Here is a 22,210-nt window from a genome sequence, read left to right as displayed (position 1 = left end):
TCAGCCGTTGGCGCGGCGCCGCACGGCGTACAGGGTCCCGGCGCCGGCGGCGATGAGGACGGCGGCCCCGGCCCCCAGTGCGGCGGTGGTCGCGGAGGAGCCAGTATGGGCCAGCTCGGAGCCGGCGGGCGAAGCCGAGGGCTGCGGGGCGTCGGCCGGGAGGGCGCTCGGGGCCGCGCCGGGGACCGTGTTCGGGGCCTTGCTGGGGGCGGCGCTCGGCGCCGCGCTCGGCTGCTCGCTCCCGGGCACGCTGACGGACGGGCTCGGCGGCATGCTGGGGGCCGTCTTCGGCGCGGCGCTCGGCGAGGCGCTGGACGCGGGGGCAGGGGCGGGCGCGGACGAGGCGGAGCCCCCCGCCGCGGCCGCCGGGCCGGCGAGGGCGACGACCGCCCCCGCCGCGGCAGCGGTGACGGCCGCCCGGCGCAGGGTGCGGGGGACGCGCTTCAGGTTCATCACGGTGGTTCTCCACGGTCGGATCGAGGGCAGGGCGCGGAACCGCACCCTTCACCCCCGCACGACGCGCGACCCCCGGCGAGGTTGCCGCCCGCGGCCGAGAATTTTTTCAGGGCCGTGCCGAGCATGGCGATGCCCTCCTCGATCTCCCCAGCCGAGCCCGCCGCACAGCCCAGGATCAGGCCCGGCGGACCCGGTGCGGAGCGGTGCCAGGACAGCGGGTGGGCCTTGACCCCGAGCTCCAGGGCCGCCGAGGCCAGGTCGGTGTCCTCGTAGCCGGCGCCGTCGAAGGTGACCATCAGGTGCAGGCCCGCCGCCGCCCCGTGCACCCGGGCGCCCGGGTGCACGTCCGCGACGGCCCGGAGCATGGCGTCGTGCCGGCGGCGGTGGCGGCGCCGGACGAAACGCAGGTGCCGCTCCAGCTCCCCGGAGTCCATCAGCCGGGCGAGGACCAGCTGGGCGAGGACCGGATTGCCGAGGTCGGCGTACCTCTTGGCGGCGGTCACGGCCTCGCTCAGGCGCGGCGGGACCAGGAGCCAGCCGAGGCGCAGGGCCGGGGCCAGCGGCTTGGACACGCTCCCGGCGTAGCCTGCGCGCCCTCCGGCAGCAGGGCGCGCAGGGCGGGGAAGTGGTGGTCGCCGGGCTGGCGGCGGGGCCTGCGCAGGCCCCGCCGCGCGGCCGGGCCGCTCCCGCACCGGGAGGCCGCCTCCTCAGGCTGAGCCGCGCCCAAGGAGCTGCTCGCCCGCACCGACCTGCCGGTGGGCGGGGTCCTGATGTCGCGGCGGGCGACGGCGGCGTCCTGGAGGTGTGTGCTCGGGGCTACGCGGAGGCCGGGACCAGGATGACGGCGGTGCCGTACGCGCACACCTCGGTTCCGACGTCGGCGGCTTCGGTCACGTCGAAGCGCATCATCAGGACGGCGTTCGCGCCGCGAGCCTTCGCCTGGTCGATGAGCCGTTCCATGGCCTGGTTGCGGGTCTCCACCAGGGTCTTGGTGAGCCCCTTCAGTTCTCCGCCGATCATCGACTTCAGGCCCGCGCCGATCTGGCTGCCCAGGTGCCGGGAGCGGACGGTGAGCCCGAAGACCTCCCCGATGACCCTTTCCACCCGGTAGCCCGGAACGTCGTTGGTGGTCACGACGAGCACACCGGTCTGCTCGGCGCCGGGGCCGCCGCCGTAGTCTTCGATACCCATGGCACCCACTGTCGCCGGGCCCGCCGCCGCCCGCATCCGGAACGGCCGGGTTCAGGGCATTCGGGCGGCGAGGCCGGACTCGTGGGCCACGACCACCGCCTGGCGCGGCCACCGTGTACAGGGCGGTGAGCACCCCGCACGCGGCGACCACGTGGTAGTAGCCGAGGGTGAAGTAGACGCCGACCCAGAGCCCGGTGTTGAGCAGGATCGCCACGGGGTGGCGGCGGCGCAGCACCAGCGGCAGGTAGATCAGGGCGAGCAGGGCGTAGGCGAGCGTGTCGGTGTCGCGCCAGTAGCCGTGCGGGTCGGGCCAGTTGTGGAGCAGCGTGGAGGACATCCACAGGGAACCGCCGGCCCATACGATCTCGCCCGCGACCGGTAGTACGGCGCGGACCCGGCGGATCGCCGGTTGTGCGGACAGCTGTACGTCAACCCCCTTGTGTACACCCCAGGTTGTACAGGGCCGCCACCCCTGGGGGTAGGCCGGATTCAACCCGTGGACGGTCGCGGCGGGTGGGCGCCGGCCCGTAGGTTCGGCAGGGCCGGTCCACCGGCCGGCACGGCCTCACCCCCCGGGGCCCCGCCGCGCGGCCGTGCCCGTTCGGGGGCGGGCACGGCCCGCTCGCGCGTCGGCGGGGGGCAGGCGGGCCAGGCGGTGGAGCGGGTGCCGAGGAGGCGGAAGCGGCCCGAGGCGACCTCGTAGAGGAACAGGCGTCGCCCGTGCAGGTGCCGTTGGCCCCCTCGAAGGCGTGCGTCGGGGAGACGCCCTCGTACGTGGTCCCGCGCAGGGGTGGGCAGCAGGTCGCCGCGGCCGAGCCGGGGGCGGCCCAGGTCCGGCGCGCACCGGGCCGGCAGGTGCACCGCGTCGTAGGCCTCGGCCGCGTAGAGCGCAGCGGGGCCTCCGTGGCGGGCGCGGAAGGCGGTGTCGAAGGCGCGGGCCGCCGGGGGTGCGGGGGCCGCGGCGGGGTCGACGGCGGTGGAGACCAGCAGCCGGCCCTCGGCGCTCGCGCCCGCTTCCCCGAGGAAGCGGGGGTCGTGGACGGCCTGCGTGGCGAGAAACCGGCCGCGGTGGCAGGCGGCCGCCGGGGCGACGGCGAGGCGGACCGCGCCGGCGGGGCCGCCGCCGTAGCGGACGGCGCCCGCGGGCGGCCCGGACGGCTTCGCGCGCGAGGTCGGTGTGGTCGGCGTCGGCGGCCCCCGACGCCGTGGTCGTCGTTCGCTTCCCCGCGTGCAGGGCCTCGCCGAGGAAGCGGGTGGTCTGCCGGCCGTAGGGGGTGCCGTCGTCCACCACCGGAATGCTGCCGCGCTCGCGCGCCGTCAGGTATTCGACGACGGGACTCCTGGTCCAGGGCGGCGGCCCGCGTCAGGCGCTGTGCCTGCTGCGGGGTCCGCGGGGACGCGGGCCGGGCCGGGCCGGGCCGGGCCGGGGGTGAAGGCGTACGCCGTCGGCAGCGTGCCGGGAGCGGTGGAGCCGGAGGGCGCGGGAGCCGGCGTCGCCGAGGCCGAGGCCGTCGGCGGACCCGTCGGCCCGGGCCGCGGTGTCCGCGGGTTGACCGCGCCCGACCCGCATCCGGTCAGGGCCGGCAACCCCGCCAGTCCCCGCCCCACGCCCCCGCCATCACCGGCCCGTGCCGCATGTCCGCCCCCTGATCGCCCGCCGAGATCCAACAGGCCGAGTGTGAACGGCGGTTGAAGAGAGCGCCGAGTGAGTTCGGCGGTGTCCGGCCCGCCCCGAAGCGGAGACGGATACTCCGTCAGGCGGGGGCAGAGATTGGGCATATCGGGCTAAAGCGCGGTGAGCCAACCCTACGAATGGCGCGGCCGTCGCCATAGTCGTCCCTGGCAACCGCCCGGTTGCCGCCCCGCGCCGCGCGCCGCGGCCGGGCGGACGCTTTCGTAGAGGAGCCGGCTCATGCTGAAGCCCACCAGGACCATCCTCGCTCTCGCCGCCGGAAGCCTGGTGCTCGGCCTGGTCGGGGCCGGGACCGCGGTCGCGGACGAGCAACCGATGGCCGAGACCTCGTCGCAGCAGAGCGCAGCCGCGGGCATGCGGCACTCGATCGGCAAGGTCGTCTCGCAGGGCCCGCTGAAGGTCCGCAGCAAGCCCAACACCCGCTCGCGGGCCGTCGGTCACGTGTACCCGAACCGCACCGTCGAGATCAGGTGCAAGAAGTACGGCGAAGCGGTCGACGGCAACCGCCTCTGGTACCGCCTGTACAACGACCGTGGCTCCAACCAGAACGGGTCGGACCAGAACGGCAGCAACGGGAACGGCAGCAACGGGAACAGCACCTGGCCGAGCAGCACCACCGGGGCCACCGGCACGGACGCCGACGCCGGGAACGACAGGGCCGCCACCTCCCAGCGCTGGGTCGCGGCCCGCTACGTCCAGAACCTCGGCGCGGTGCGCTTCTGCCGCTGACCCCGCACGGGCCGGTCAGGTCAGCGGTCCGGGCGTACGGCGCGCGGCCCCACGCAACGCGCCCCGTACGCCCGGACCCGCTCGCGCAGTTCGCGGTCGGCCGTGACCACCACGCAGCCGCGGTCCGCATGCGCCGCGGCCAGCTCCACGATGCGGTCGTCGCCGCTCCCGGGCGCCGGGTCCACCCGTACGCCGGGAACGGACTCGACGCCCCGGGCGGCCCCTTCGACGACGAGGATGATCTCCTCGTCCCCGTCCCGCGCGGCCAGCCGGTCGCGCAGCCGCTCGGCCGCCCCCCGCCGGTCCCGCCACCAGCCGTCCGGTACCGAGCCCACGACGTTCGCGCCGTCCACGATCAGCACGTGCCCCATCGCGGCGGTCCTAGAAGTCGCCGTAGTTGACCTGCCAGGTGGGCAGGCCCATCCGGCGCCAGACCGCTACCACCCGGTCCCGGTCGTCGAGCGAGACGCGCACCGCGTACCGGTCGCGCACGTGCGCGTCGAAGAGCTCCGCCTTCACCACGTCGTCGCGGCGGGTGTCGCCGGCCGCGCGCATCCACAGCTCGTCGTACGGAACCCCGTGCCGCCTCAGCCAGGACTCGGTCTGCGGGCGGTGCTCCTCGCTCCGACCCGACAGCAGCACGATCACGTCGCCGTCGGCCCGGCGGAAGGCGTCGAGGGCGTGCCGCACCGGCTCGTTGAGCAGGTCGAGCTCGCAGCGCGAGAAGTCGTACGGGCCGCGGTCGCCGGTCAGCGCGAGCGTCCCGTCGATGTCGCACATCACCGCGGCGGGCAGGGCCGGGTCGGCGACGTACTCCCGCACCGGCGGCACGGCGATGTCGCCGGACGTGCCGTTGAGCCACTCCGCCGTCAGCCGCCAGCCACCCTTGCGGGCCTTCCGGTGCTTGTCGGCCAGTATGCGGATGATCTCCTCGCCGACCTGCTTCTCCCGGGCGGCGTCCCGGCGCAGGCACTCCTCCAGCGGGACGTCGGTGAAGTCGTGCACGACGAAGGTGGCGAGTCCGCCGACCGCCGCCTTGAGCCGCTTCGGGATGTGCTGGGTGAGGTGGGTGTTGTCGACGACCACGTCGAAGCCGCCGTCGACTGCCGCGCGGACCGCCGCGTCCTGGACGGCCAACACGGTCTGCTCGTGCGCGTGGGACCGGTCCCGCTCGGGGTCCGGCAGGTCGAGCATGCTGCGCAGGTCGTCCAGGTTGACGCGGCGCATCCGGCCCCCGGATTCCGCCTGGAGGGCGCGGGCCGCGGTCGTCTTGCCGGAGGCCGGCAGCCCCGTCATGACGTGTACGACGGGCAGCGCGGGCTCCTGCGGGTCGCGGTCCGCCGGGCGGGCAGGCGCCTGGGCCCGGGCCGGGCCGGGGACGCGCGGCGCCGCCGCCGGGGGCGCGGGGGCCCGCACCTCTGCGGGCGCGGCTTCGGACACGGTCCGGTCCTCCTCGTCGGTGGCGTAGGGGTCGCCGGTCTCCGGGCGCACGTGGCGCCAGGTGGTGAGTTCGGTCGGGTGGCCGTCGAGCCGCAGGAACATCGCGGCGCGCAGGCCCCGATCGCCGAGCCCCTTGACGGCGCGGGCGAAGGCGCCCCGGTCGCCGGCCAGGTGCGCGAGTCCGGCGTAGGCCTCGTCGATGGCCCGCTCGTGGCGCGCGGCCTCGCGCTCGAGGCGGTCGATCACCTCGCGGACCCAGGTGTCGAACTCGTCGGGCACCTGCTCCAGCAGCGCGTCGAGCGGCTTGCCGCCCGAGGCCTCGATGTCGGCGATCGTGCAGTTGAGGCCCTGGGCGAGCCGCTTGGCGGGCAGGGCGCCGAACCGCTGGATGCCGTGGCCGCGCCAGATGTCCCGCTCGGTGACGCCGGTGAGCACCTTGTGGAGCCGTACGTACTCGGACAGCTTGGCCTTGGCGCGCACGCCCGAGGCGAAGCGCAGCACGAAGCCCTCCGCGTCGGTGCCGGTCGAAGCGGCGCCGCCGGGCAGGAGGCCGGAATCGGTCAGCGCCACCAGCTCGTCGAGGGGCATCGCGGGCCAGACGGTGACGACGGAGCCGATCCCCTCCCACTGGGGGGCGGCGTCGGCGAGCGGGACCTCGGTGCCGTCCGCGCCGAACGCGGCGAGCAGGACGAGGTCGCGGCGGCCGCCGTAGTCGACGACGATGCGGTTCTGCGGGTACAGGATCTCGGCGAGGTAGGTGGTCCCGGGGCGCAGCGCCGCGGTGTCCCGGGTGTCGAGGAGGCGCTGGGCCCAGGTGGACTGGGCGCTGTTGAAGGAACCCTTGGAGGCGACCCGCCAGCGGTCGGCGTAGTGGAAGACCACCGCGAGGCTGCCGTCGACCTTCTCGTACACCTCGAACGGCTCGTCCGGCAGCGCGGGCGCGTAGGGCCGCCCCGCCCCGTGCTCGCCGACGTTGAAGAACTTCGGCAGCGGCAGGGCGACGACCTCGCCGGTGGTGTCGTCGGCGACGAGTCCGCGGCAGCGCGTGGTGACCTGGTTCCAGACGCCCTCGTACTGGGCCGTCCTGGTGTAGGTGTAGAGGGACAGCGGCAGTTCGGGGTGCGTCTTGCGGGTCACGTACCCGGCGTCGATCGCGTCCGCCAGCGCCTGTGCGGGCAGCAGGTCATGCAGAGTCAGGCGGTCCTGGCTCATGGGTTCCTCCCGGTTTGAGATGGCTGATTCTCGCCTGCGGGAGGGTCTGCCCGGTAGTCAATTATGCCTGGTCGCGGGCCCGCCGAGCCGGTGGGTGTCCGTCGGGCGCGGGATGCGGCGCTTTCAGTGCATCAAGCAGAACTCGTTGCCCTGCGGGTCCGCGAGGGTGGTCCACGTCCAAGGGCCCTGCCGGCCGTCGTGGAGGAAGGTCGCGCCCTGGGCGAGGAGCCGTTCGACCACGCCCTTGGGGTCGTCGGAGGCGGTGCGGACGTCGAGGTGGACGCGGTTCTTGACGGTCTTGGACTCGGGGACGAGCTGGAAGAGGATGCGGGGGGCGCCCTCCAGACCGGCGGGGTGGCGGATCGCGGCGCCCACCTTCCACACGAGGACGCCGCGGTGGGTCGTGGTGTCGTCCTCGGTCGCGCGGCCGGCGGCGATCACGCCGCGGATGAAGGCCTCGTCGCTCGGCTCCACTTCCCAGCCGAGGGCGTCGGCCCACCAGTCCGCGAGCGGATGCGGTTCCCGGGAATCGATGACCAGCTGAAAGGTGTAGGCCATACCGGGACCCTACTGAGCGGGACCCGCGGCCGCCACACGAACGGGGCCGGCGTCGGAGCGTCGGGGGTGGCGCGCGTCAGGGGCGGCGGCGGGCGGCACGGCGGGTGGTGAGGTACGCGGCGCAGGTCAGCAGGCAGGCTCCCACGGCGATCCAGAGCAGGACCTCGCCGAGCGGGCGCAGCCACGGGAGGCCGGCCGGTTCCGCCGCGGAGAGGCAGGCGGTGGCCGTCATGCCGAGCGGGAACACGGTGGCCCAGCGCCGGATGTCGTAGTGGTGGCGGGGGTGGCGCAGCTCGGCGGCGAGGAGGACGGCGTACCAGACGAGGGAGAGGGCCAGGGCCACCAGCGTGGCGGTGCGCAGGGCCGTGTGGGCCGCGCCCGTCCATACGGGCGATGCCGTCAGCTTGGAGCCGGCCAGGGCGGAGATGGACAGCGCGCCGCCCGCCACCCAGTGGTCGCCCGCACCGCCGACGACCTCGTGGAGGTCGAAGCGGACCAAGGCCGCCCCGTAGAGGAGCAGGCCGAGGCAGAACGCGGCCAGCGCCGCCCATGCCAGCCAGTCGTGGTGGCCGGCGGCGGCCAGCACCGCCGCGAGCACGGCGAGCCCCTCGGTGGCGACGCAGACGAGGAACGCCACCCCGCCCATGCGCCGCCGCCAGTGCCGTACGACGGCCGACATCAGCCCGGGCCAGAGCGCCGCGGCCAGCGCCAGCAGGGCGGCGGCCGCGCTCTGCCGGCCGAGCGCCGAGAGCCGGGTGCCGAGCACGGTGGTGGCGGCGACGGCGGTGAGCGCGGCCGGGGTGTCCGCCTCGGCCCGGAACCTGCCGCGGTCGCCCAGCAGGCGGGCGGTGAAGTCGGCGGCGAGAACCAGCCACAGGGTCGCGGACAGGGCCAGCGCCACCAGCGAGAGCACCTCGTGCCCGGTCAGGTGCAGGGCCACGGAGAGGATGCCGACGGCCATGACGGCGGCTCCCGCGGCCGGCGGGAGACCGGTCCACCAGCGGGGATCGGGCGGAGGGCTCACCCCTCCAGCGGACCCCACCGTTCCGCGGGCCGCCAGCGGACGGGGCGTGCCGGGCCGGGCTCCGCGCGCCGCCGGCGCCCTCCCGCGGCGGCCGGGTAGCGTCGCCACGGCTCGGCCGGTGGCCGGAACTCGACCTTGTCGGCGTACTTAGGCGAACCTAACCTGTGGCACACCCGCGTGGGCATCCCCCGTTGTCACCCGCCCCGCCGGCCACCGCTTCGGAATCCGTCCCCACCGAAGGAGCCCCCCACATGCATTCCCTTCTCGACCGAAACCAGCCGTACGCCGTCGCCCTGTTCCGGATCGTCACCGGACTGCTCTTCGCCTCGCACGGCGCCGCCTCCCTGTTCGGCGTCCTCGGCGGCGCCCACGGCGGCGGTACCGTCCCGGTCGGCGCCTGGCCCGGCTGGTACGCCGCCGTCATCCAGCTGGTGGCGGGCGGCCTGGTCCTCGTGGGCCTCGGCACCCGGGCCGCCGCCTTCCTCGCCTCCGGCTCGATGGCGTACGCGTACTTCAGCGCCCACCAGCCCGAAGCCCTCTGGCCGTTGCAGAACGGCGGCGAGCTCTCCGCGATGTTCTGCTGGGCCTTCCTGCTGCTGGTGTTCACCGGCCCGGGCGCCCTCGCGGTGGACCGCCTGTTCGCCTCCCGCGCCTCGGCGGGCCGCGGCCGCGAGGAGCGCAGCCCGGAGGCGGTGGCCGCCTGAGGTACGTGCCGCGCCGGCCCGGCCTGTGGTCGCGGGTGAACGCGGACAGGGTGGCGGTGCTGACCGCCACCGGGCGGATGCGCGAGCCGGGTCTGGCCGAGGTGCGCAGGGCGCAGGCGGACGGGCGGTGGGCAGGCGCGTACGCCTCGCAGAAGACGGTGGCGGTACCGCCCGACCCGGCGGCGCTGGACGCGCATCCCGCGGCCCGGACGGCGTTCGCGGCGCTCGACCGGACCGGCCGCTACCTGGTGGCGCTGCCGCTGCTCCAGGCGCTCACCCCGGAGGCCCGGCAGGTCCGCCTGGAGCGGGCGGTGCACAGGCCGGCGACGGGCGAAGGCGCTTTGGCGGAACGCACGCGCAGGGCAGGGCGCGGGCCCGGAAGGCGCGAGCCCCGAGGGCAGCCGCAACGGCACCGGGCCCGGCTCCCCCGAGGGGGTGCCGGGCCCGGTGACCGGGAGTGTGGGCGGGTCAGGAGTCGGCGTTCTTCGCCGCCTTCTCGGCCTGCTTCTCCTTGATCCGGACCGCTTCCTTGCGGACCTCGGCCTGGGTGGCGCGCTCGCGCTGGAGCCACTCGGGAGCTTCCTGCTTCAGCGCCTCGATCTGCTCGGTCGTGAGCGGCTCGGTGACCCCGCCGCGGGCGAGACCGGCGATGGAGACGCCCAGCTTCGCCGCGACCACGGGGCGGGGGTGCGGGCCGTTGCGCCGCAGCTCCACCAGCCATGCGGGCGGGTCGGACTGGAGGGCGTTCAGCTCGGTGCGCGAGACGACACCCTCCTGGAACTCAGCGGGGGTGGCCTCGAGGTACACACCCAGCTTCTTCGCCGCGGTCGCGGGCTTCATCGTCTGGGCGCTCTGGTGGGACGTCATGCTGTCAAGAGTATCGAGCATGTGCGCTACCTCCGACCACGACCGGTAACCTGGCGGGGTGACAGGCTCGGAAGTACCCCATTCGTTCCGGCTCGCCTACGTCCCCGGGGTGACACCCACCAAGTGGATCCGGATCTGGAACGAGCGACTGCCCGACGTCCCGTTGGCCCTGGTGCCGGTGTCCCCCACCGAGGCGTTCGGCGTGCTGCGCGAACGCGCCGCCGATGCCGGTTTCGTCCGGCTGCCGGTGGACCGGGACGACCTCAGCGCGATCCCCCTCTACACCGAGACCACGGTCGTCGTGATCCCCAAGGACCATCTCGTGGCGGCGGTCGAGGAGGTCTCCACGGCGGATCTGGCCGGGGAGATCGTGCTGCACCCCCTCGACGACACCCTGGACTGGGAGCGGCTGCCGGGACAGCCCGCGATCGAGCGTCCCGCGACGACCGCGGACGCGATCGAGCTGGTGGCGGCGGGGGTGGGCGTGCTCGTCGTCCCGCAGTCGCTCGCGCGCCTGCACCACCGCAAGGACCTCACCTACCGGCCGGTGACCGATGCGCCCGAGTCGCGCGTGGCGCTGTCGTGGCCGCAGGAGGAGACCACCGATCTGGTGGAGCAGTTCATCGGGATCGTCCGCGGCCGGACCGTGAACAGCACCCGGGGCCGCCCGGCCGCCGCCGCGCAGCCGAAGGCCACCGCCAAGGCGAAGGCCAAGGCGAAGGCGAAGCGGCCGGAGGCGGGCGGGGGCGCGCCGCGCAAGGCCGCGCCGGGCAAGGCGGCCGGCCGGAGCCCCAAGGGCGGCAAGGGCGGCAAGCCCCGCCGGCGCTCGTAGCCGGACCGGGACGGGACGGGCCTCCGGCGCCCGGACCTGGGCACGCCCCGCGTCCCAGGGCGGTGGGCGCGGAGCCCGGGGCGCGGCGGGCCGGGCCCGGAGTCCCGCCTTGAGAAGGGCGGTCCGTGACGGCCGGGTCTGGAGGGCACCGATCCCCTCGGGGTGTATGCAGGGAGGATGGATCTCCGGCCGCCGCTCGCCTCCCGCCCACGGTCCCGGCAGGTGCGCCCCGCACAGCTGGCGGTTCCCTTCGCGTTGATCGCCCTGGTCACCGTGGTGGACGTACTCGCACCGCCCGATGTCCACCTCGGCCCCTTCCTCGTCGCGGCGCCGGCTGTCACCGCCTCCTTCGCCGGGCCGCGGATGACGGGGTTCGTCGGCTTGGTGGCGGTGGTGGCCCAGGCCGTGGTGGCGACGGTGCGCACGACCCTCACCGATCTGAACCACACCTTCCAGATCTGCGCGCTGATCATGATCTCGGTGTTCGTGACCCTCTTCGCGCACCTGCGGGAGGTGCGCGAGCGGGAGCTGGTCCAGCTGCGGTCGGTGGCCGAGACCGCCCAGCAGGTGGTGCTGCGGCCGCTGCGGGACCGCATGGGCCCGCTGGGCGTGGCCTCGCTGTACCTGGCCGCCGCGGCCGAGGCACGGATCGGCGGGGACCTGTACGCCGCCGCCCGGACGGCCACGGGGACCCGGCTGATCATCGGCGATGTCCGCGGCAAGGGGCTGGAGGCCGTCGGAGACGCCGCGCTCGTCCTCGGCGCCTTCCGGGCCGCCGCCCACCAGGAGGCCGGCCTGCCGGGTCTGGTGGCGTACCTGGAGGCCGCGGTCTCCCCGGACCTGGACGACTCCGGGGACCAGGGCGAGCGCTTCATCACCGCCGCCGTCCTGGAGATCCCCGACGACGAACCGGTACTGCACCTGGTCAGCTGCGGCCACCCGCCGCCGCTGCTGCTGCGCGACGGCCGGGCGCTCCCCCTCGACGTGGACCACCCCTCGCCGCCGCTGGGCCTGGCGGGGCTGGTGGAATCGTCCGTCACCGCGCAGACGTTCGCCTTCGCCGCGGGCGACGTGCTGCTGCTGTACACGGACGGCGTCCTGGAGGCACGCGACGCGGCGGGGACGTTCTACCCCCTCGCGGAGCGCGCGGCCGCCTGGCCGGGCACCCGCCCCCGCGCCCTGCTGGACCGGCTGTGCGCCGACCTGCTGTCCCACGCGGCCGGCAGCACCCTCGATGACGACGCCGCGATGGTGGCGATCGAGCGGCTCCCGCGCTGAAGCTCTCTTTGCCACAATCCGATCATGCTGAGCATCGGAACGATCGTGATGGGCGCCGAAGACGTAGGCAGGGCGGCGGAATTCTGGGGCCGGGCGCTCGGGTACGTCCCGCGCGACGGCGAGGTGGCGGACGACTGGACCGTCCTGGTCCCGGCCGACGGCGCCGGCCCGGGCCTGGCCCTGGGCCGCAGCGCCTCCCCCGTACAGCAGCACCCCCGGGTGCACCTCGACCTGTACGCCGCGGACGCGGCGGAACAGGAGGCCGAGGTGGCCCGCCTGGTGTCCCTGGGAGCCCGGCACGTCGCCTGGGACTCCTACCCCGAGGACCCCGATTTCGTGGTCCTGGCCGACCCGGAGGGCAACCGCTTCTGCGTCATCGACACCAGCCGCGCCTGAGACTTAACCCCTGCCGATCGCTTCCTTAAGCGGAACCTAAGACTCTGCCCGGCCGCCCCCGAACGGACGAATGTCCGTTTCGGGGCGGCTAGCGTGCTGCCGCACCCCAACTCCCCAGTAACACAGAGGCAGGCACGCGATGAGCAGGACAGTCGGGCACCGGCGCAAGGCGAGTCGTACGGCGAAGGCCACGGGCGCGGTCGTGGCGGCGGTGGTGATCGGGGGCGCGGCCTTCGCGTTCACCGGGACCGCGCAGGCCGGCTCCGTCGGGGCCGTGTACACGAAGTCCAGCTCGTGGGGCGGCGGTTACACCGGGCAGTACGTCATCACGAACGACTCCGGGCAGAGCCGGGCGGACTGGACGCTCCAGTTCGACCTGCCGGCGGGCGTGCGGATCGACTCGCTGTGGAACGGCGTCCACACGGTCGACGGGCAGCGCGTGACGGTGAAGCCCGCCTCCTGGAACCGGCAGCTGGCGGCGGGGGCCTCCGTCACCGTCGGTTTCGTGACGAGCGGACCGGGCGCCCCGGGTAACCCCACCGGCTGCCGCATCGACGGGCAGAAGTGCTCGGTGGACCAGGGCGCGACGGCCGGCCCGAGCGGACGCCCCACCGTCCGCCCCAGCTCCGCACCGACGGCGGCGCCCACGGCCACGGCCACCGCGGCCCCGACCGCGACCTCCGCCCAGCCCACCCGGCCCACGACGCCCGACCCCACCGGGACCGGCCCGGCCGCCGCCGGCGCGCGCTTCGCCCCGTACGTGGACACCTCGCTGTACCCCGCGTACGACCTGCTCGACACCGCGGCCAGGACCGGGGTGAAGGAGTTCCACCTGGCCTTCATCACCTCCGGCGGCGGCTGCGCACCGCTGTGGGGCGGCGTCTCGGACCTCGCGAGCGACAAGGTGGCCGCCCAGATAGGCGCCCTGCGAGCCGAGGGCGGGGACGTCCGGGTGTCCTTCGGCGGGGCCGCCGGGCACGAACTGGCGCTGAACTGCGCCACCGTGGACGACCTGGCCGCCGCCTACGGGAAGGTCGTCGACCACTACCGGCTCACCAAGGTCGACTTCGACATCGAGGGCGCGGCCCTGCCGGACACCGCGGCCAACGCCCGCCGCGCCCAGGCCATCGCCCGGCTGCAGAAGTCGCACCCGGGCCTGGACGTGGCGTTCACCCTGCCCGTGATGCCGGAGGGCCTGACCCAGCCGGGCGTGGCGCTGCTGGCCGACGCCAAGAAGCACGGCGTGCGGATCGACGCGGTCAACATCATGGCGATGGACTACGGGCCCGCCTACAGCGGGGACATGGGCCAGTACGCCGTCCAGGCCGCGACGGCCACCCAGGCCCAGCTCAAGGGTGTGCTCGGGCTCTCCGACGCGGCGGCCTGGAAGGCTGTCGCCGTCACGCCGATGATCGGCGTGAACGACGTCACCAGCGAGATCTTCACCGTGGCCGACGCCACGCAGCTCGTGGACTTCGCGGCGTCGAAGGGGATCGGCCGGCTGGCCATGTGGTCCTCGACGCGCGACAAGCAGTGCGCGGCCGGGGCCGTCAACCACGCCGACGCCACGTGCAGTTCGATCCTCCAGGAGCCGCTGGCCTTCACCAAGGCGTTCGCGGCGTTCAAGTAGCCGTACGGGCTCTACGCGAGGATGCCCGCGCGCGCGGCCAGGGCGAGTGCCACGTCGGGCCGCGGCGCGGGCCCCTGTACGGCTTGGGCCGGTGCCAGCAGCGCCGCCACGGCGGCCTCGTCGGCCTTGCGTTCCCGCGCCGACGCCACGAACCGCTCGACGGCCTCGGCCAGGATCCCGCGCCGCGCGTACGGCACGTCGCGGGAGTCCAGGGCCAGTTGGAGGAACTCCTCGTGCGAGCCGGCCCAGGGCGCGGCGCCGTCCAGGCCGTCCTCGGGCAGCTCGTCGGGGTACGGGATCCGGTGCCACGCGCCGTCCTGCCACCAGTAGACGAAGCCGAGGAGGTTGCCGTCGGCGTCCTCGCGCAGGAGGTCCCAGGGCAGCCAGTCGGGGCCGCCCTCGAGGAAGTCGACCTGTCGGCCGCCGACATGGGTGTGGCTGCCGTCCGGGTCCTGGCCGCACAGGACGGCGCGCGGCCCGTCGAGCAGGGTCAGGCGCCACCAGCCGCCGGCGCCGGTGGTGTGGCACCACACGCCGTCGTCGTCGACGGCGAACTCGGTCCGGTCGCCGCAGGCGGCGTCGAGCACGGCCAGGGTCACCGCCCTGGCCCAGAGCAGTTCGGGACGGTCGAGGTCCTCGGGCCGGCTCGGCTGGTGCATGGTGGGGGTCCCCTTCGGTCATACGGCCGGACCGTGCGCCGGTCCGGTGTGCCGGACAAGCCTCGCACGGGCAGTTCGGCCGAATCGAGCTGGTGGTCGAGGTCTACGACACCCCAGCAGCGCCCGCCCCGTGCGAGGCGCTTGCCGGACGGGGGCGGCCCGGCCCTCAGCGGCTCGGCGCCCGGCTGACCTGGGCCAGGACCAGGACCGTGTCGTCCGCCGGAGTGGTGGGGAGCAGGTTCGCCAGGATGCGGTCGGCCGCCTCCTCCATCGTGCCCCGCGCCCGGCGCAGCTGGTCGCGCAGTGCCTCCATGCCCGCGTCGATGTCCCGGCCCCTGGCCTCGATGAGGCCGTCGGTGTACAGGGCGAGGGTGGCCCCCTCCGGCAGGTCCAGCTCCGTCGTGGCGAAGGGGAACCCGCCCACGCCCAGCGGCACGCCGGTGGCCTGCGCGGCCGTGCCCACGGTGCCGTCCGGGAGGCGGACCAGGAGCGGGGGGTGGCCCGCGTTGGCCACGCGGGCGCGGCCGGTCGCGGGGTCGTAGAGCAGGTAGAGGCAGGTGGCGAGCTCGATGCCGGCCTCCCGGGCGCAGGCGTCGAGTTCGGTGAGCAGCTCGCCGGGGTGGGCGTGGTGCCGGGCCAGGGCCTTCGCGGTGATGCGCAGCCTGCCCATGGCGGCGGCCGCCTGGACTCCGTGCCCCATCACGTCGCCGACCACGAGGGCCACCCGGTCGCCGGGCAGGCTGATCACGTCGTACCAGTCCCCGCCGACCTCGGTCGCATGGCCGGCGGGCAGGTACCGGTGGGCGACGCGCACGTACGGCCCGGCGCCGGTGGCGCTGGGCAGCAGGGCCCGCTGCAGGGTGAGCGCGATGTCCCGGACCCTGCCGTACAGCCGTGCGTTGTCCAGGCACAGGGCGGCCCGGGAGGCCAGCTCCCCGGCCAGCCCGAGGTCTTCCTCGGTGAACGCCGGCCGGCCCGCGGCCCGGCCGAACATGGTGATGCCCTGGACCGTTCCCCTGGCGATGAGCGGGGCGATCAGGATGTCCCCCAGGCCGCTGTCGAGCAGCAGCCGGGCGCGCTCCTGGTGGACGACGGTGCGGGTGGCGAACTCCTCGTTGACGGGGAGGGACACGGGGCGTCCGGTGCGCAGTGCGGCGTGGATGCTGGAGCCCGCCGGGTAGGTGATGTACTCCAGTCCGCCGACGAGCTCGTCGGCGGGCGGGGGCAGCACGGTCCCGGCGGCGATGCGGCGGGTGACCAGCGGCAGCGCCGGGTCGAACACCTCGGGATCGTCGGGCGCCCGGTCGACGAGTTCCACGACGGCGCCGTCGCAGAAGCCGGGGACCGCGGTCTCGACCAGCTCCCGTGCGGTGACGTGCAGGTCCAGGGTGGTGCCGATGCGTGCCGCGGCCCGGTCCAGCAGCGCGAGGCGGCCGCGGGCCGCCGTCGCCTCCAGGATGGCGTGCTCCCGGTCGGTCACGTCCACCAGCAGCCCGCCCACGCCCGGTCGGGTGTCGCCGGCCCCGCTGAGTGCGAAGAGGCTCACGGAGCGGACCTGGTCGCGGTGCGGGTGGCCGGGGGTGCGCAGGCCCACCAGGGCGCCGACCACGGGGCGTCCCTCATCGGCCACGGCCCGTAGCGTGCGCTCGTACTCGCCCCCGTCGGAGGTGAGCATGACCTCGGTCATGGGGCGTCCGAGGTGCTCCGCGATGGACATGCCGTCCATGTCGGCCAGCGCCTGGTTGAGGTGGACGTAGCGCAGCCGTTCGTCGAGCATGACCAGCCCGATGGGGCAGGTCTCGAAGAGGGCGTCGAGGAACGCCAGGTTCGTCTTCACCCGGTCGAGGTCCGCGCCCCGGCTGGCCAGGCCCATGACCACGGAGCTGCCGTCGGGACCGGTGACGGGGAAGACGCGGAAGCCGCAGTCGAAGACCGTCCCGTCGCGGTGCGCGGCGGGCATGCGGACCCGCCAGTAGCCGAGGGCGCGGCCGCGTTCCGCGAGCTGCGCGGCGGCGCCGGGGCGGCCCGTGGGCGGGGCCGGGAACAGGACGTCGGCCGGTCCGCGGAGCACTGCTTGGGGCGGGTATCCGAAGAGTTCCTCGGCGCCGGGCCCCCAGTAGCGGATGCGGCCCCCGCCGTCGAGGCCGAACACCGCCACTGCCACGTGTTCCAGCAGCGTGCCGGGCTCCGACCTCAGGAGGCCACGGGACTGCTCGCGCTCGCCCCCCGGCGGATCCGTCGGCACCAGACGCCCCCTTTCGGGCTTCCCGGCTTTCCCGTCAATTCTGCCCCCACCCCGTCCCCCGGACCCACTCGCGCCAGTTGAGCGGTCGGGCGCGCCCGTCGACGGCCGCGCGCCCGCCCACTTGCCGACCGAGTCGAGGAACGACATGCTCCTGCCCCTGAACCGACGGCTGGCCCTCGGTGCCGCCCTGCTCGCCGTGCTGGCCGGCGTGGCACCGGCCACCGCCTCCGCCGCCCCCGCCGAGGCGCCCGCCGACCTCCAGGCGCTGGTCCGGGCCCTGCGCCAGACGACCGACGCCGGAGCGCCCGGGGCCATGGCTCGGATCTCGGGCCCCGGCGGCGTCCAGTCCAAGGCGGTGGGCGTACGCGACCGGGCCACGGGCGCGGCCATGGACGCCCGCTCCCGCTTCCGGGTCGGCAGCGTCACGAGACGTTCTCGGCCGTGGTGCTGCTCCAGCTCGTGGCCGAGAAGAAGGTCCGCCTGGACACCTCGGTCAACCGCTTCCTGCCCGGTCTGCTGCCCGACGACCGGATCACCGTGCGCCACCTGCTGAGCCACCGCAGCGGGCTGGCCGACTACACGGACACCATGTTCGCCCGGACCGTGCCGGGCTTCGAGGCCGTGCGCACGAAGGTGTTCGGCTACCGGGAGCTCGTCGGCCTGTCGCTGAAGGAGCCGAGGACGACCGAACCCGGAGCGGCGTACGCGTACTCCAACACCAATTTCGTCGTCGTCGGCATGCTCGTCGAGAAGGTGACCGGGAACCGGGTGGGCGAGGAGTACGAGCGGCGCGTGATCAGGCCGCTGGGTCTGCGCAACACGTCGTACGTGCACCCCGGGACGCGGATCCAGGGGCAGCACGCGCGCGGCTACCTCCACCCCGACGAGGCGGGCGCGCCGCTGGTCGACTCCACCGAGCAGACCGTCTCCTGGGCGCAGTCCGCCGGGGCGGTGATCTCCGACCCGGCCGATCTGAACACCTTCACCTCGGCCCTGCTCGGCGGCCGGCTGCTGGACGCGCGGATGCTGGACGCCATGCTGCGGATGACTCCGACCGACGCCGCCGGCACCCGCTTCTACGGGCTGGGCCTGCGCCGCTACGACCTGTCGTGCGGCAGGTCGGTGTACGGCCACACGGGCACCGTCCAGGGCTTCTACACCTACGCGTTCGCGACCCGCGACGGCCGCCGCAGCCTCACCGCCATGGCGAACACCTCCAACCGGGGCGCCGCGAACACCGCGCTGGGCGGGACCCTCGAAGCCGCCTTCTGCGGCAAGCGGTCGGCCGCGGCCACGGCGCGCGGCTTCGCCGTCGCCCCGGCGGAGGTGGACCTGCCGGAGCGCCACGCCCGCTGAGTGCGTGCCCCGGTGCCCCGTTCGGGGCGGCCCCCGGACGGGGCAGCGGGGATCATGGATCGGGCGGATGGGCAGGGCCGAGGTGGCCGTCCGCTACGGCATGGCGGAGCCCTCGCCCGCGGCGCGCGCAAGGGCGAGAGGCGCGAGGCGCGAGGCGGCGGCCCGCCTGCTGGACCTTCCGTCCGACAGGCATGGAGGGCCGCCGCTCCCGCCGCGGTGGAACAGGCGGTGGATCCGGCCGGGATCCGGCCGGGATCCGGCCGTGGATCAGTTCTTGCCGAGGAGCTCCTTCATCGTGGCGATCTCGGCGCTCTGGGAGCTGATGATGGCCTCCGCCATCGTCTTGGCCTCGGGGTGGGCGCCCTGGGTGCGCTCCGTCTCGGCCATCGCGACGGCCCCCTCGTGGTGCTTGATCATGAGCTCCATGAAGGCGGTGTCGAAGGCCTTGCCGGAAGCCTTGCCCAGCCGGTCCATCTCCTCGGCGGTCATCATCCCGCCGCCGGCCCCGTGGGCGGAGTGGTCCCCCGCACCGGTGGCGGGCACCTGCTCGCCCCAGGCGGTCAGCCACCCGGACAGGGTCCTGATCTCCGGGTCCTGGGCCTTCTTGATCGCCTCGGCGAGCTGCTTCACCTCGGCCGAACCGGCCCGGGTGGGGGCCAGGTCGGCCATCTCCACGGCCTGGCGGTGGTGGGGGATCATCATCTGCGCGAAGGCGACGTCGGCGGCGTTGTGCTGCCCCCGCGCGGCGGACGGCGAGGCCGTCGGCGACAGGGACTGGGGCCGGGAGGACGGGGCGGTGTGGCCGCCGTGCCCGGCGGTGGCTCCCCCGTCGGCCCCGCCGCAGGCGGCGAGGACGAGCGAGGCCGCGACGGCGGCCGCTACGGCGGTGGTACGGCGGATCAGGGAACGGTTCTCGCTCATGGTGGTGCGACTCCTTGACGCGTGAAGGGCAGGGCTGAGCGCGGCGGCCCCGCTGCGGGGGCGCCGTGCGGGCCGCTCTGGTGCTGTGGCCGGGAAGGTTTGCCGGGTCGCGGCGTCCGGTGCGGTGCATCGCAAGGCGGAGGGCCACGGCTCGTACCGGACGTACTCGAGTGGCCCGGCAACGCGGCGAGGTGCCGTGCCGGGGGCCGCGACCCGGTGAACCTTTCCGGTCACAGCACTAGATGCGCAGGAGTTGCAGTTCCGCGAGGTCGGGCGGGGCGCGGCCGCCGGTGGCCGGCGCCGTCGCGCGGGTGGCGAACACCGCCGGCGCGGACGCGCCCGGCAGGGCGGGCGCGAGCGCGGGCGGCGCGTAAGGGGTGGAGATCCCGGTCGCGGCGCAGGTGGCGTCCGCGTGGTGCACCTGGCCCTGGCCGCCGGCGTCGTGCGAGCAGTCCTCGGCCGTCCCGTGGTGGCCGGCCCCTTGCGCCGGCCCGTGCCCGGCGGCGTGGGCCGCGTGCGCCCGTACGGGCGCAAGGCCCGTTGCTCCGGCCCCCAGTCCGTGCATGGCCAGCACACCGGCCAGGACGGCGAGCACCAGCAGCAGACGGCCGGGCCCGGCGGGGCGGCGGCGCGGCGGCTGCGGGGCGGCGATCATGCGGTCATCCTACGATCCCGCTCCGCCCGCGCCCCGCCAGAAGCGCCCCACGGCGCGTCCCCCGGGCCCGGTGCGGCCCTGGACGCAGCCCTGGCACCCGGCCCGCACGTGACGTCCGGGCCTACCGCCACGCCATCTCGGGGCTGAGGTCCGGCGTGGTGGCCGCCGCCAGGTCGTCCACCACCGCGTGCAGGCTGCCCCTGCGCCGGTACACCGCGCGTTGGCGCTCCGCGCCCGTGCCCCGCCCGCACAGCTCGCCGAGGAGCCACTGGGCCTCCGCGAGGTCGCCCGTCGCCGCCAGACCGGGCTCGGCCCGGCGCAGGAGCGCGGTGGTCAGGGTGTGGGCGGGCACCGTGTCGCCGGTGAGCGGGTCGATCCCGTCGCCGCGGTGGCCGTAGCGGGCCGCGAAGCGGTGGGCGGCCCGCAGTCGGCCCTCCGGGACCTCGGGCGGCGGACTGCCGTCCGCCTCGGCCGTCATCGTGGTGCACAGGCCGCGGATCAGCAGGGCCAGCAGCACGGTGGTGTCCACGTCGGCGCTGACGTCCGCGATCCGGATCTCGAGCGTGGGCACGTGCTCGGACGGGCGGGCGTACCAGTAGATCATTCCCCGGTCGAGGATGACGCCCGAGCTCACCAGGGCGTCCGCGGTGGACTCGTAGCCTGCGGGGTCCAGCAGCGGCGCGGGTCCCACCGTCGGCCAGCGGCCGAACTCCACCGAGCGCCAGCCTGCCCAGCCGCTCTCCAGCCCGCCGGTGAACGGCGAGTTCACCGCGAGGGCCTGGAGCGCCGGAAGGTACGGGCGCACGCGGTTGGCCAGGTCCAGGGCCCTGGGGTGATCGAGGGTGCCGATGTGGACGTGGCAGCCGCAGACCGCCCCGAGGCGGCCGTCGACGTTCGCGCGGTAGGCGTCGGCCATGCGCCGGTAGCGCGGGCCTTCGGTCACCCGTATCGGCTCGTCCGGCGGGACCACGGCCGTGCCCGTGCCCACCAGCAGGCATCCCGCCTCGCGCGCGGCGCGGCCCGCCGCGGTCCGCAGGGCGGCCAGCTGGTCGCGCAGCTCGGCGCCGGTGCCGACGGGCCGGGTACAGACCTCGAGCTGGGACGTGTAGAACTCGGCCTGGGCCTGGTCTCCGAGATCCGGGACGAGGGCCCTGAGTACCTGCGGTGCCCGAGGCACCGGCGCCCGCGTGCGGACGTCCACGAGGAAGAACTCCTCCTCGACTCCCATGGTGAGCACGGCTACCCGCTTCCGTCGAAGGACAAGCGACCGGATCGCACCCCGCCCGTCCGGCTACCGAGCCTTCGTCGCCCGGCCGCCGTCGTGGGAGGCGTATGACCCCTTCAGTCTGCTCCATGCACGCCCGGGGGGCGCTCCCGAGCTCCTGACCTGTAGAAGATGACGCAGGGTAGCCGTCCGGACGCACTGCACCATCACCCCTCTCCGCAGGAGCCGTTCGGCGGTTCGAGTAGCGTTCGGTGGATGAGCACGCCACCGCCGCAGCAGCCTCCCGGCCCGTACGGGCCGCCTCAGTACCAGCAGCCGTACCAGCAGCCGCAGCAGTACCCGCAGCCCCATCCTCAGCAGTATCCGTACCCGTACCCGGGCCAGCCGCCCTACCCTCCGCCGCGCAAGAACCGGACCGGCCTGGTGGTCGGGATCATCGCGGCCTCGCTGGCCGGGCTGGGCATCCTCGCCTTCGCGGTGAGCCGGATAGCGGGGGGCGGGGCCCTGTCGGGCGGCTTCCCCGAGGCCGAGTACCGGCTCACCGTGCCGCAGACCCTGCTGGACGGCGAGTACGAGCTGGTCCAGGATCTGTCGCAGTCCGAGGGCGCGGCAGCCCTCAAGGGCACCTACGACCCCAAGATCCGCAACCCCGAGCCGGCGGTCGGCCAGTACACCGCCGAGTCCCGCAAGGGCGTCCGCGCCCTCGTCTTCTCGGGGATGTACGGCCAGTTCAAGGATCCGTCGGCCGCCCGCGGGAAGATGCTGTCCGGCGCCGCGGACGCCAAGGGCGCGACCCTGGCGGTGCCCGCCCGCGAGATCACCCCGGCCGGATCCGGGATCACCGTCTCCTGCCAGGTGCTGACGATGACCCAGGACGGGGCCCGGAGCACCCTGCCGATGTGCGCCTGGGCGGACGAGAACACCGGCGCGTCGGTCGGCGTCGTCGCTCCGGAGACCGTGCAGCAGGACCCGAAGGCCGTGGACCTGGCCAAGATCGCCGAGACCACTCTGAAGGTGCGCACGGAGACGAGGCAGCCGATCGGCTGATCCCGGTCGGCCGAAGGGCGCGGGCCGGGGCGTCTTGTCGCGGTGATCCGCGAGCACTAGCCTCGCGCCCGGACGTCGCCTACGTACGGAAA

The 22,210-nt window shown here is 74.9% G+C and carries 21 protein-coding genes and 2 pseudogenes; 9 read left to right on the top strand and 14 right to left on the bottom strand.

The features are described 5' to 3' along the window. From BGK67_RS29835 to BGK67_RS41260, 4 genes and pseudogenes are all read right to left on the bottom strand, one after another. Complete coding sequence (locus BGK67_RS29835) at positions 1 to 453, bottom strand: LAETG motif-containing sortase-dependent surface protein (protein WP_069922984.1); 453 nt, start codon at positions 451 to 453, stop codon at positions 1 to 3. After that, on the bottom strand, positions 453 to 1,028 hold the full coding sequence (locus tag BGK67_RS29830; RefSeq protein ID WP_347878443.1) for an aminotransferase-like domain-containing protein: 576 nt from the start codon (positions 1,026 to 1,028) through the stop codon (positions 453 to 455). Before BGK67_RS29830 ends, BGK67_RS29835 begins: the two co-directional genes overlap by 1 nt. Positions 1,029 to 1,272: 244 nt before the next feature. Then, a complete protein-coding gene (locus tag BGK67_RS29825; protein ID WP_069922983.1) occupies positions 1,273 to 1,647 on the bottom strand; it encodes a YbjQ family protein in 375 nt (124 codons plus the stop codon). Positions 1,648 to 1,753: 106 nt separating this feature from the next. Continuing rightward, positions 1,754 to 2,140: pseudogene (locus BGK67_RS41260) on the bottom strand (DUF7134 domain-containing protein); the annotation flags it as partial. Between the two features lie 1,419 nt (positions 2,141 to 3,559). Here BGK67_RS41260 and BGK67_RS29815 point away from each other — a divergent pair. Continuing rightward, on the top strand, positions 3,560 to 4,069 hold the full coding sequence (locus BGK67_RS29815; protein ID WP_069922981.1) for an SH3 domain-containing protein: 510 nt from the start codon (positions 3,560 to 3,562) through the stop codon (positions 4,067 to 4,069). 20 nt (positions 4,070 to 4,089) lie between these two features. On the opposite strand, the gene BGK67_RS29810 is transcribed toward BGK67_RS29815, so the two are convergent. The 4 genes from BGK67_RS29810 to BGK67_RS29790 all read right to left on the bottom strand — a co-directional run bounded on the left by BGK67_RS29810 (position 4,090) and on the right by BGK67_RS29790 (position 8,303). Further along, positions 4,090 to 4,440 carry an NYN domain-containing protein gene (locus tag BGK67_RS29810; protein ID WP_069922980.1) on the bottom strand — a complete coding sequence of 117 codons (351 nt, stop codon included), beginning with the start codon at positions 4,438 to 4,440 and terminating at the stop codon, positions 4,090 to 4,092. A 10-nt stretch (positions 4,441 to 4,450) separates the two neighbouring features. Continuing rightward, positions 4,451 to 6,721 (bottom strand): phosphatase domain-containing protein, encoded by a 2,271-nt coding sequence (locus BGK67_RS40265; protein ID WP_244291353.1) that lies wholly within the window; start codon positions 6,719 to 6,721, stop codon positions 4,451 to 4,453. A gap of 123 nt (positions 6,722 to 6,844) precedes the next feature. Next, complete coding sequence (locus BGK67_RS29795) at positions 6,845 to 7,279, bottom strand: VOC family protein (RefSeq protein ID WP_069922979.1); 435 nt, start codon at positions 7,277 to 7,279, stop codon at positions 6,845 to 6,847. 76 nt (positions 7,280 to 7,355) lie between these two features. Next, positions 7,356 to 8,303, bottom strand: coding sequence for a tellurite resistance/C4-dicarboxylate transporter family protein (locus BGK67_RS29790; RefSeq protein WP_069922978.1), 948 nt, complete (start codon positions 8,301 to 8,303; stop codon positions 7,356 to 7,358). Positions 8,304 to 8,554: 251 nt separating this feature from the next. On the opposite strand from BGK67_RS29790, the gene BGK67_RS29785 reads away from it, so the two are divergent. Continuing rightward, on the top strand, positions 8,555 to 9,007 hold the full coding sequence (locus BGK67_RS29785; RefSeq protein WP_069922977.1) for a DoxX family protein: 453 nt from the start codon (positions 8,555 to 8,557) through the stop codon (positions 9,005 to 9,007). Between the two features lie 77 nt (positions 9,008 to 9,084). Next, entirely contained in the window at positions 9,085 to 9,522 is a 438-nt protein-coding gene (locus BGK67_RS36670) for a YdeI/OmpD-associated family protein (RefSeq protein WP_079154688.1), read from the top strand. Here BGK67_RS36670 and BGK67_RS29780 read toward each other — a convergent pair. Beyond that, positions 9,476 to 9,874 (bottom strand): DUF5997 family protein, encoded by a 399-nt coding sequence (locus BGK67_RS29780; protein ID WP_069922976.1) that lies wholly within the window; start codon positions 9,872 to 9,874, stop codon positions 9,476 to 9,478. The two genes, BGK67_RS36670 and BGK67_RS29780, sit on opposite strands and share 47 nt — an antisense overlap. A gap of 58 nt (positions 9,875 to 9,932) precedes the next feature. Between BGK67_RS29780 and BGK67_RS29775 the strand changes: the two genes are divergently transcribed. The 4 genes from BGK67_RS29775 to BGK67_RS29760 all read left to right on the top strand — a co-directional run bounded on the left by BGK67_RS29775 (position 9,933) and on the right by BGK67_RS29760 (position 14,010). Beyond that, positions 9,933 to 10,706 carry a LysR substrate-binding domain-containing protein gene (locus BGK67_RS29775; RefSeq protein ID WP_069922975.1) on the top strand — a complete coding sequence of 258 codons (774 nt, stop codon included), beginning with the start codon at positions 9,933 to 9,935 and terminating at the stop codon, positions 10,704 to 10,706. A 177-nt stretch (positions 10,707 to 10,883) separates the two neighbouring features. Then, the gene (locus tag BGK67_RS29770) at positions 10,884 to 11,984 is read left to right on the top strand and encodes a PP2C family protein-serine/threonine phosphatase (RefSeq protein WP_069922974.1); all 1,101 of its coding nucleotides are present in this window, start codon (positions 10,884 to 10,886) and stop codon (positions 11,982 to 11,984) included. 24 nt (positions 11,985 to 12,008) lie between these two features. Continuing rightward, complete coding sequence (locus BGK67_RS29765; RefSeq protein ID WP_069922973.1) at positions 12,009 to 12,380, top strand: VOC family protein; 372 nt, start codon at positions 12,009 to 12,011, stop codon at positions 12,378 to 12,380. Positions 12,381 to 12,519: 139 nt separating this feature from the next. After that, positions 12,520 to 14,010, top strand: a complete 1,491-nt coding sequence (locus BGK67_RS29760) for a cellulose binding domain-containing protein (RefSeq protein ID WP_069922972.1) — start codon at positions 12,520 to 12,522, stop codon at positions 14,008 to 14,010. Positions 14,011 to 14,021: 11 nt separating this feature from the next. On the opposite strand, the gene BGK67_RS29755 is transcribed toward BGK67_RS29760, so the two are convergent. Both BGK67_RS29755 and BGK67_RS29750 read right to left on the bottom strand, forming a co-directional pair. Continuing rightward, positions 14,022 to 14,669 carry a hypothetical protein gene (locus BGK67_RS29755; protein WP_069922971.1) on the bottom strand — a complete coding sequence of 216 codons (648 nt, stop codon included), beginning with the start codon at positions 14,667 to 14,669 and terminating at the stop codon, positions 14,022 to 14,024. Between the two features lie 166 nt (positions 14,670 to 14,835). Further along, on the bottom strand, positions 14,836 to 16,914 hold the full coding sequence (locus tag BGK67_RS29750) for a SpoIIE family protein phosphatase (protein ID WP_069922970.1): 2,079 nt from the start codon (positions 16,912 to 16,914) through the stop codon (positions 14,836 to 14,838). A 145-nt stretch (positions 16,915 to 17,059) separates the two neighbouring features. On the opposite strand from BGK67_RS29750, the pseudogene BGK67_RS29745 reads away from it, so the two are divergent. Beyond that, a pseudogene (locus BGK67_RS29745) lies at positions 17,060 to 18,270 on the top strand (serine hydrolase domain-containing protein). Positions 18,271 to 18,537: 267 nt separating this feature from the next. Here the strand turns inward: BGK67_RS29745 and BGK67_RS29740 are convergent. The 3 genes from BGK67_RS29740 to BGK67_RS29730 all read right to left on the bottom strand — a co-directional run bounded on the left by BGK67_RS29740 (position 18,538) and on the right by BGK67_RS29730 (position 21,074). Beyond that, positions 18,538 to 19,191 carry a DUF305 domain-containing protein gene (locus tag BGK67_RS29740; RefSeq protein WP_069922969.1) on the bottom strand — a complete coding sequence of 218 codons (654 nt, stop codon included), beginning with the start codon at positions 19,189 to 19,191 and terminating at the stop codon, positions 18,538 to 18,540. Positions 19,192 to 19,429: 238 nt separating this feature from the next. Continuing rightward, entirely contained in the window at positions 19,430 to 19,846 is a 417-nt protein-coding gene (locus tag BGK67_RS29735; protein ID WP_069922968.1) for a DUF6153 family protein, read from the bottom strand. A gap of 121 nt (positions 19,847 to 19,967) precedes the next feature. Continuing rightward, positions 19,968 to 21,074 carry a carboxylate-amine ligase gene (locus BGK67_RS29730; RefSeq protein WP_069924202.1) on the bottom strand — a complete coding sequence of 369 codons (1,107 nt, stop codon included), beginning with the start codon at positions 21,072 to 21,074 and terminating at the stop codon, positions 19,968 to 19,970. A gap of 252 nt (positions 21,075 to 21,326) precedes the next feature. On the opposite strand from BGK67_RS29730, the gene BGK67_RS29725 reads away from it, so the two are divergent. Beyond that, positions 21,327 to 22,118: a hypothetical protein gene (locus BGK67_RS29725; RefSeq protein WP_069922967.1), complete on the top strand. Its 792-nt coding sequence runs from the start codon at positions 21,327 to 21,329 to the stop codon at positions 22,116 to 22,118. Positions 22,119 to 22,210: the final 92 nt, after the last annotated feature.

The sequence above is a fragment of the Streptomyces subrutilus genome, from assembly GCF_001746425.1.
GTDB classification, from domain to species: Bacteria; Actinomycetota; Actinomycetes; order Streptomycetales; family Streptomycetaceae; genus Streptomyces; species Streptomyces subrutilus_A.
This window is presented reverse-complemented; position numbering and strand designations above follow the sequence as displayed.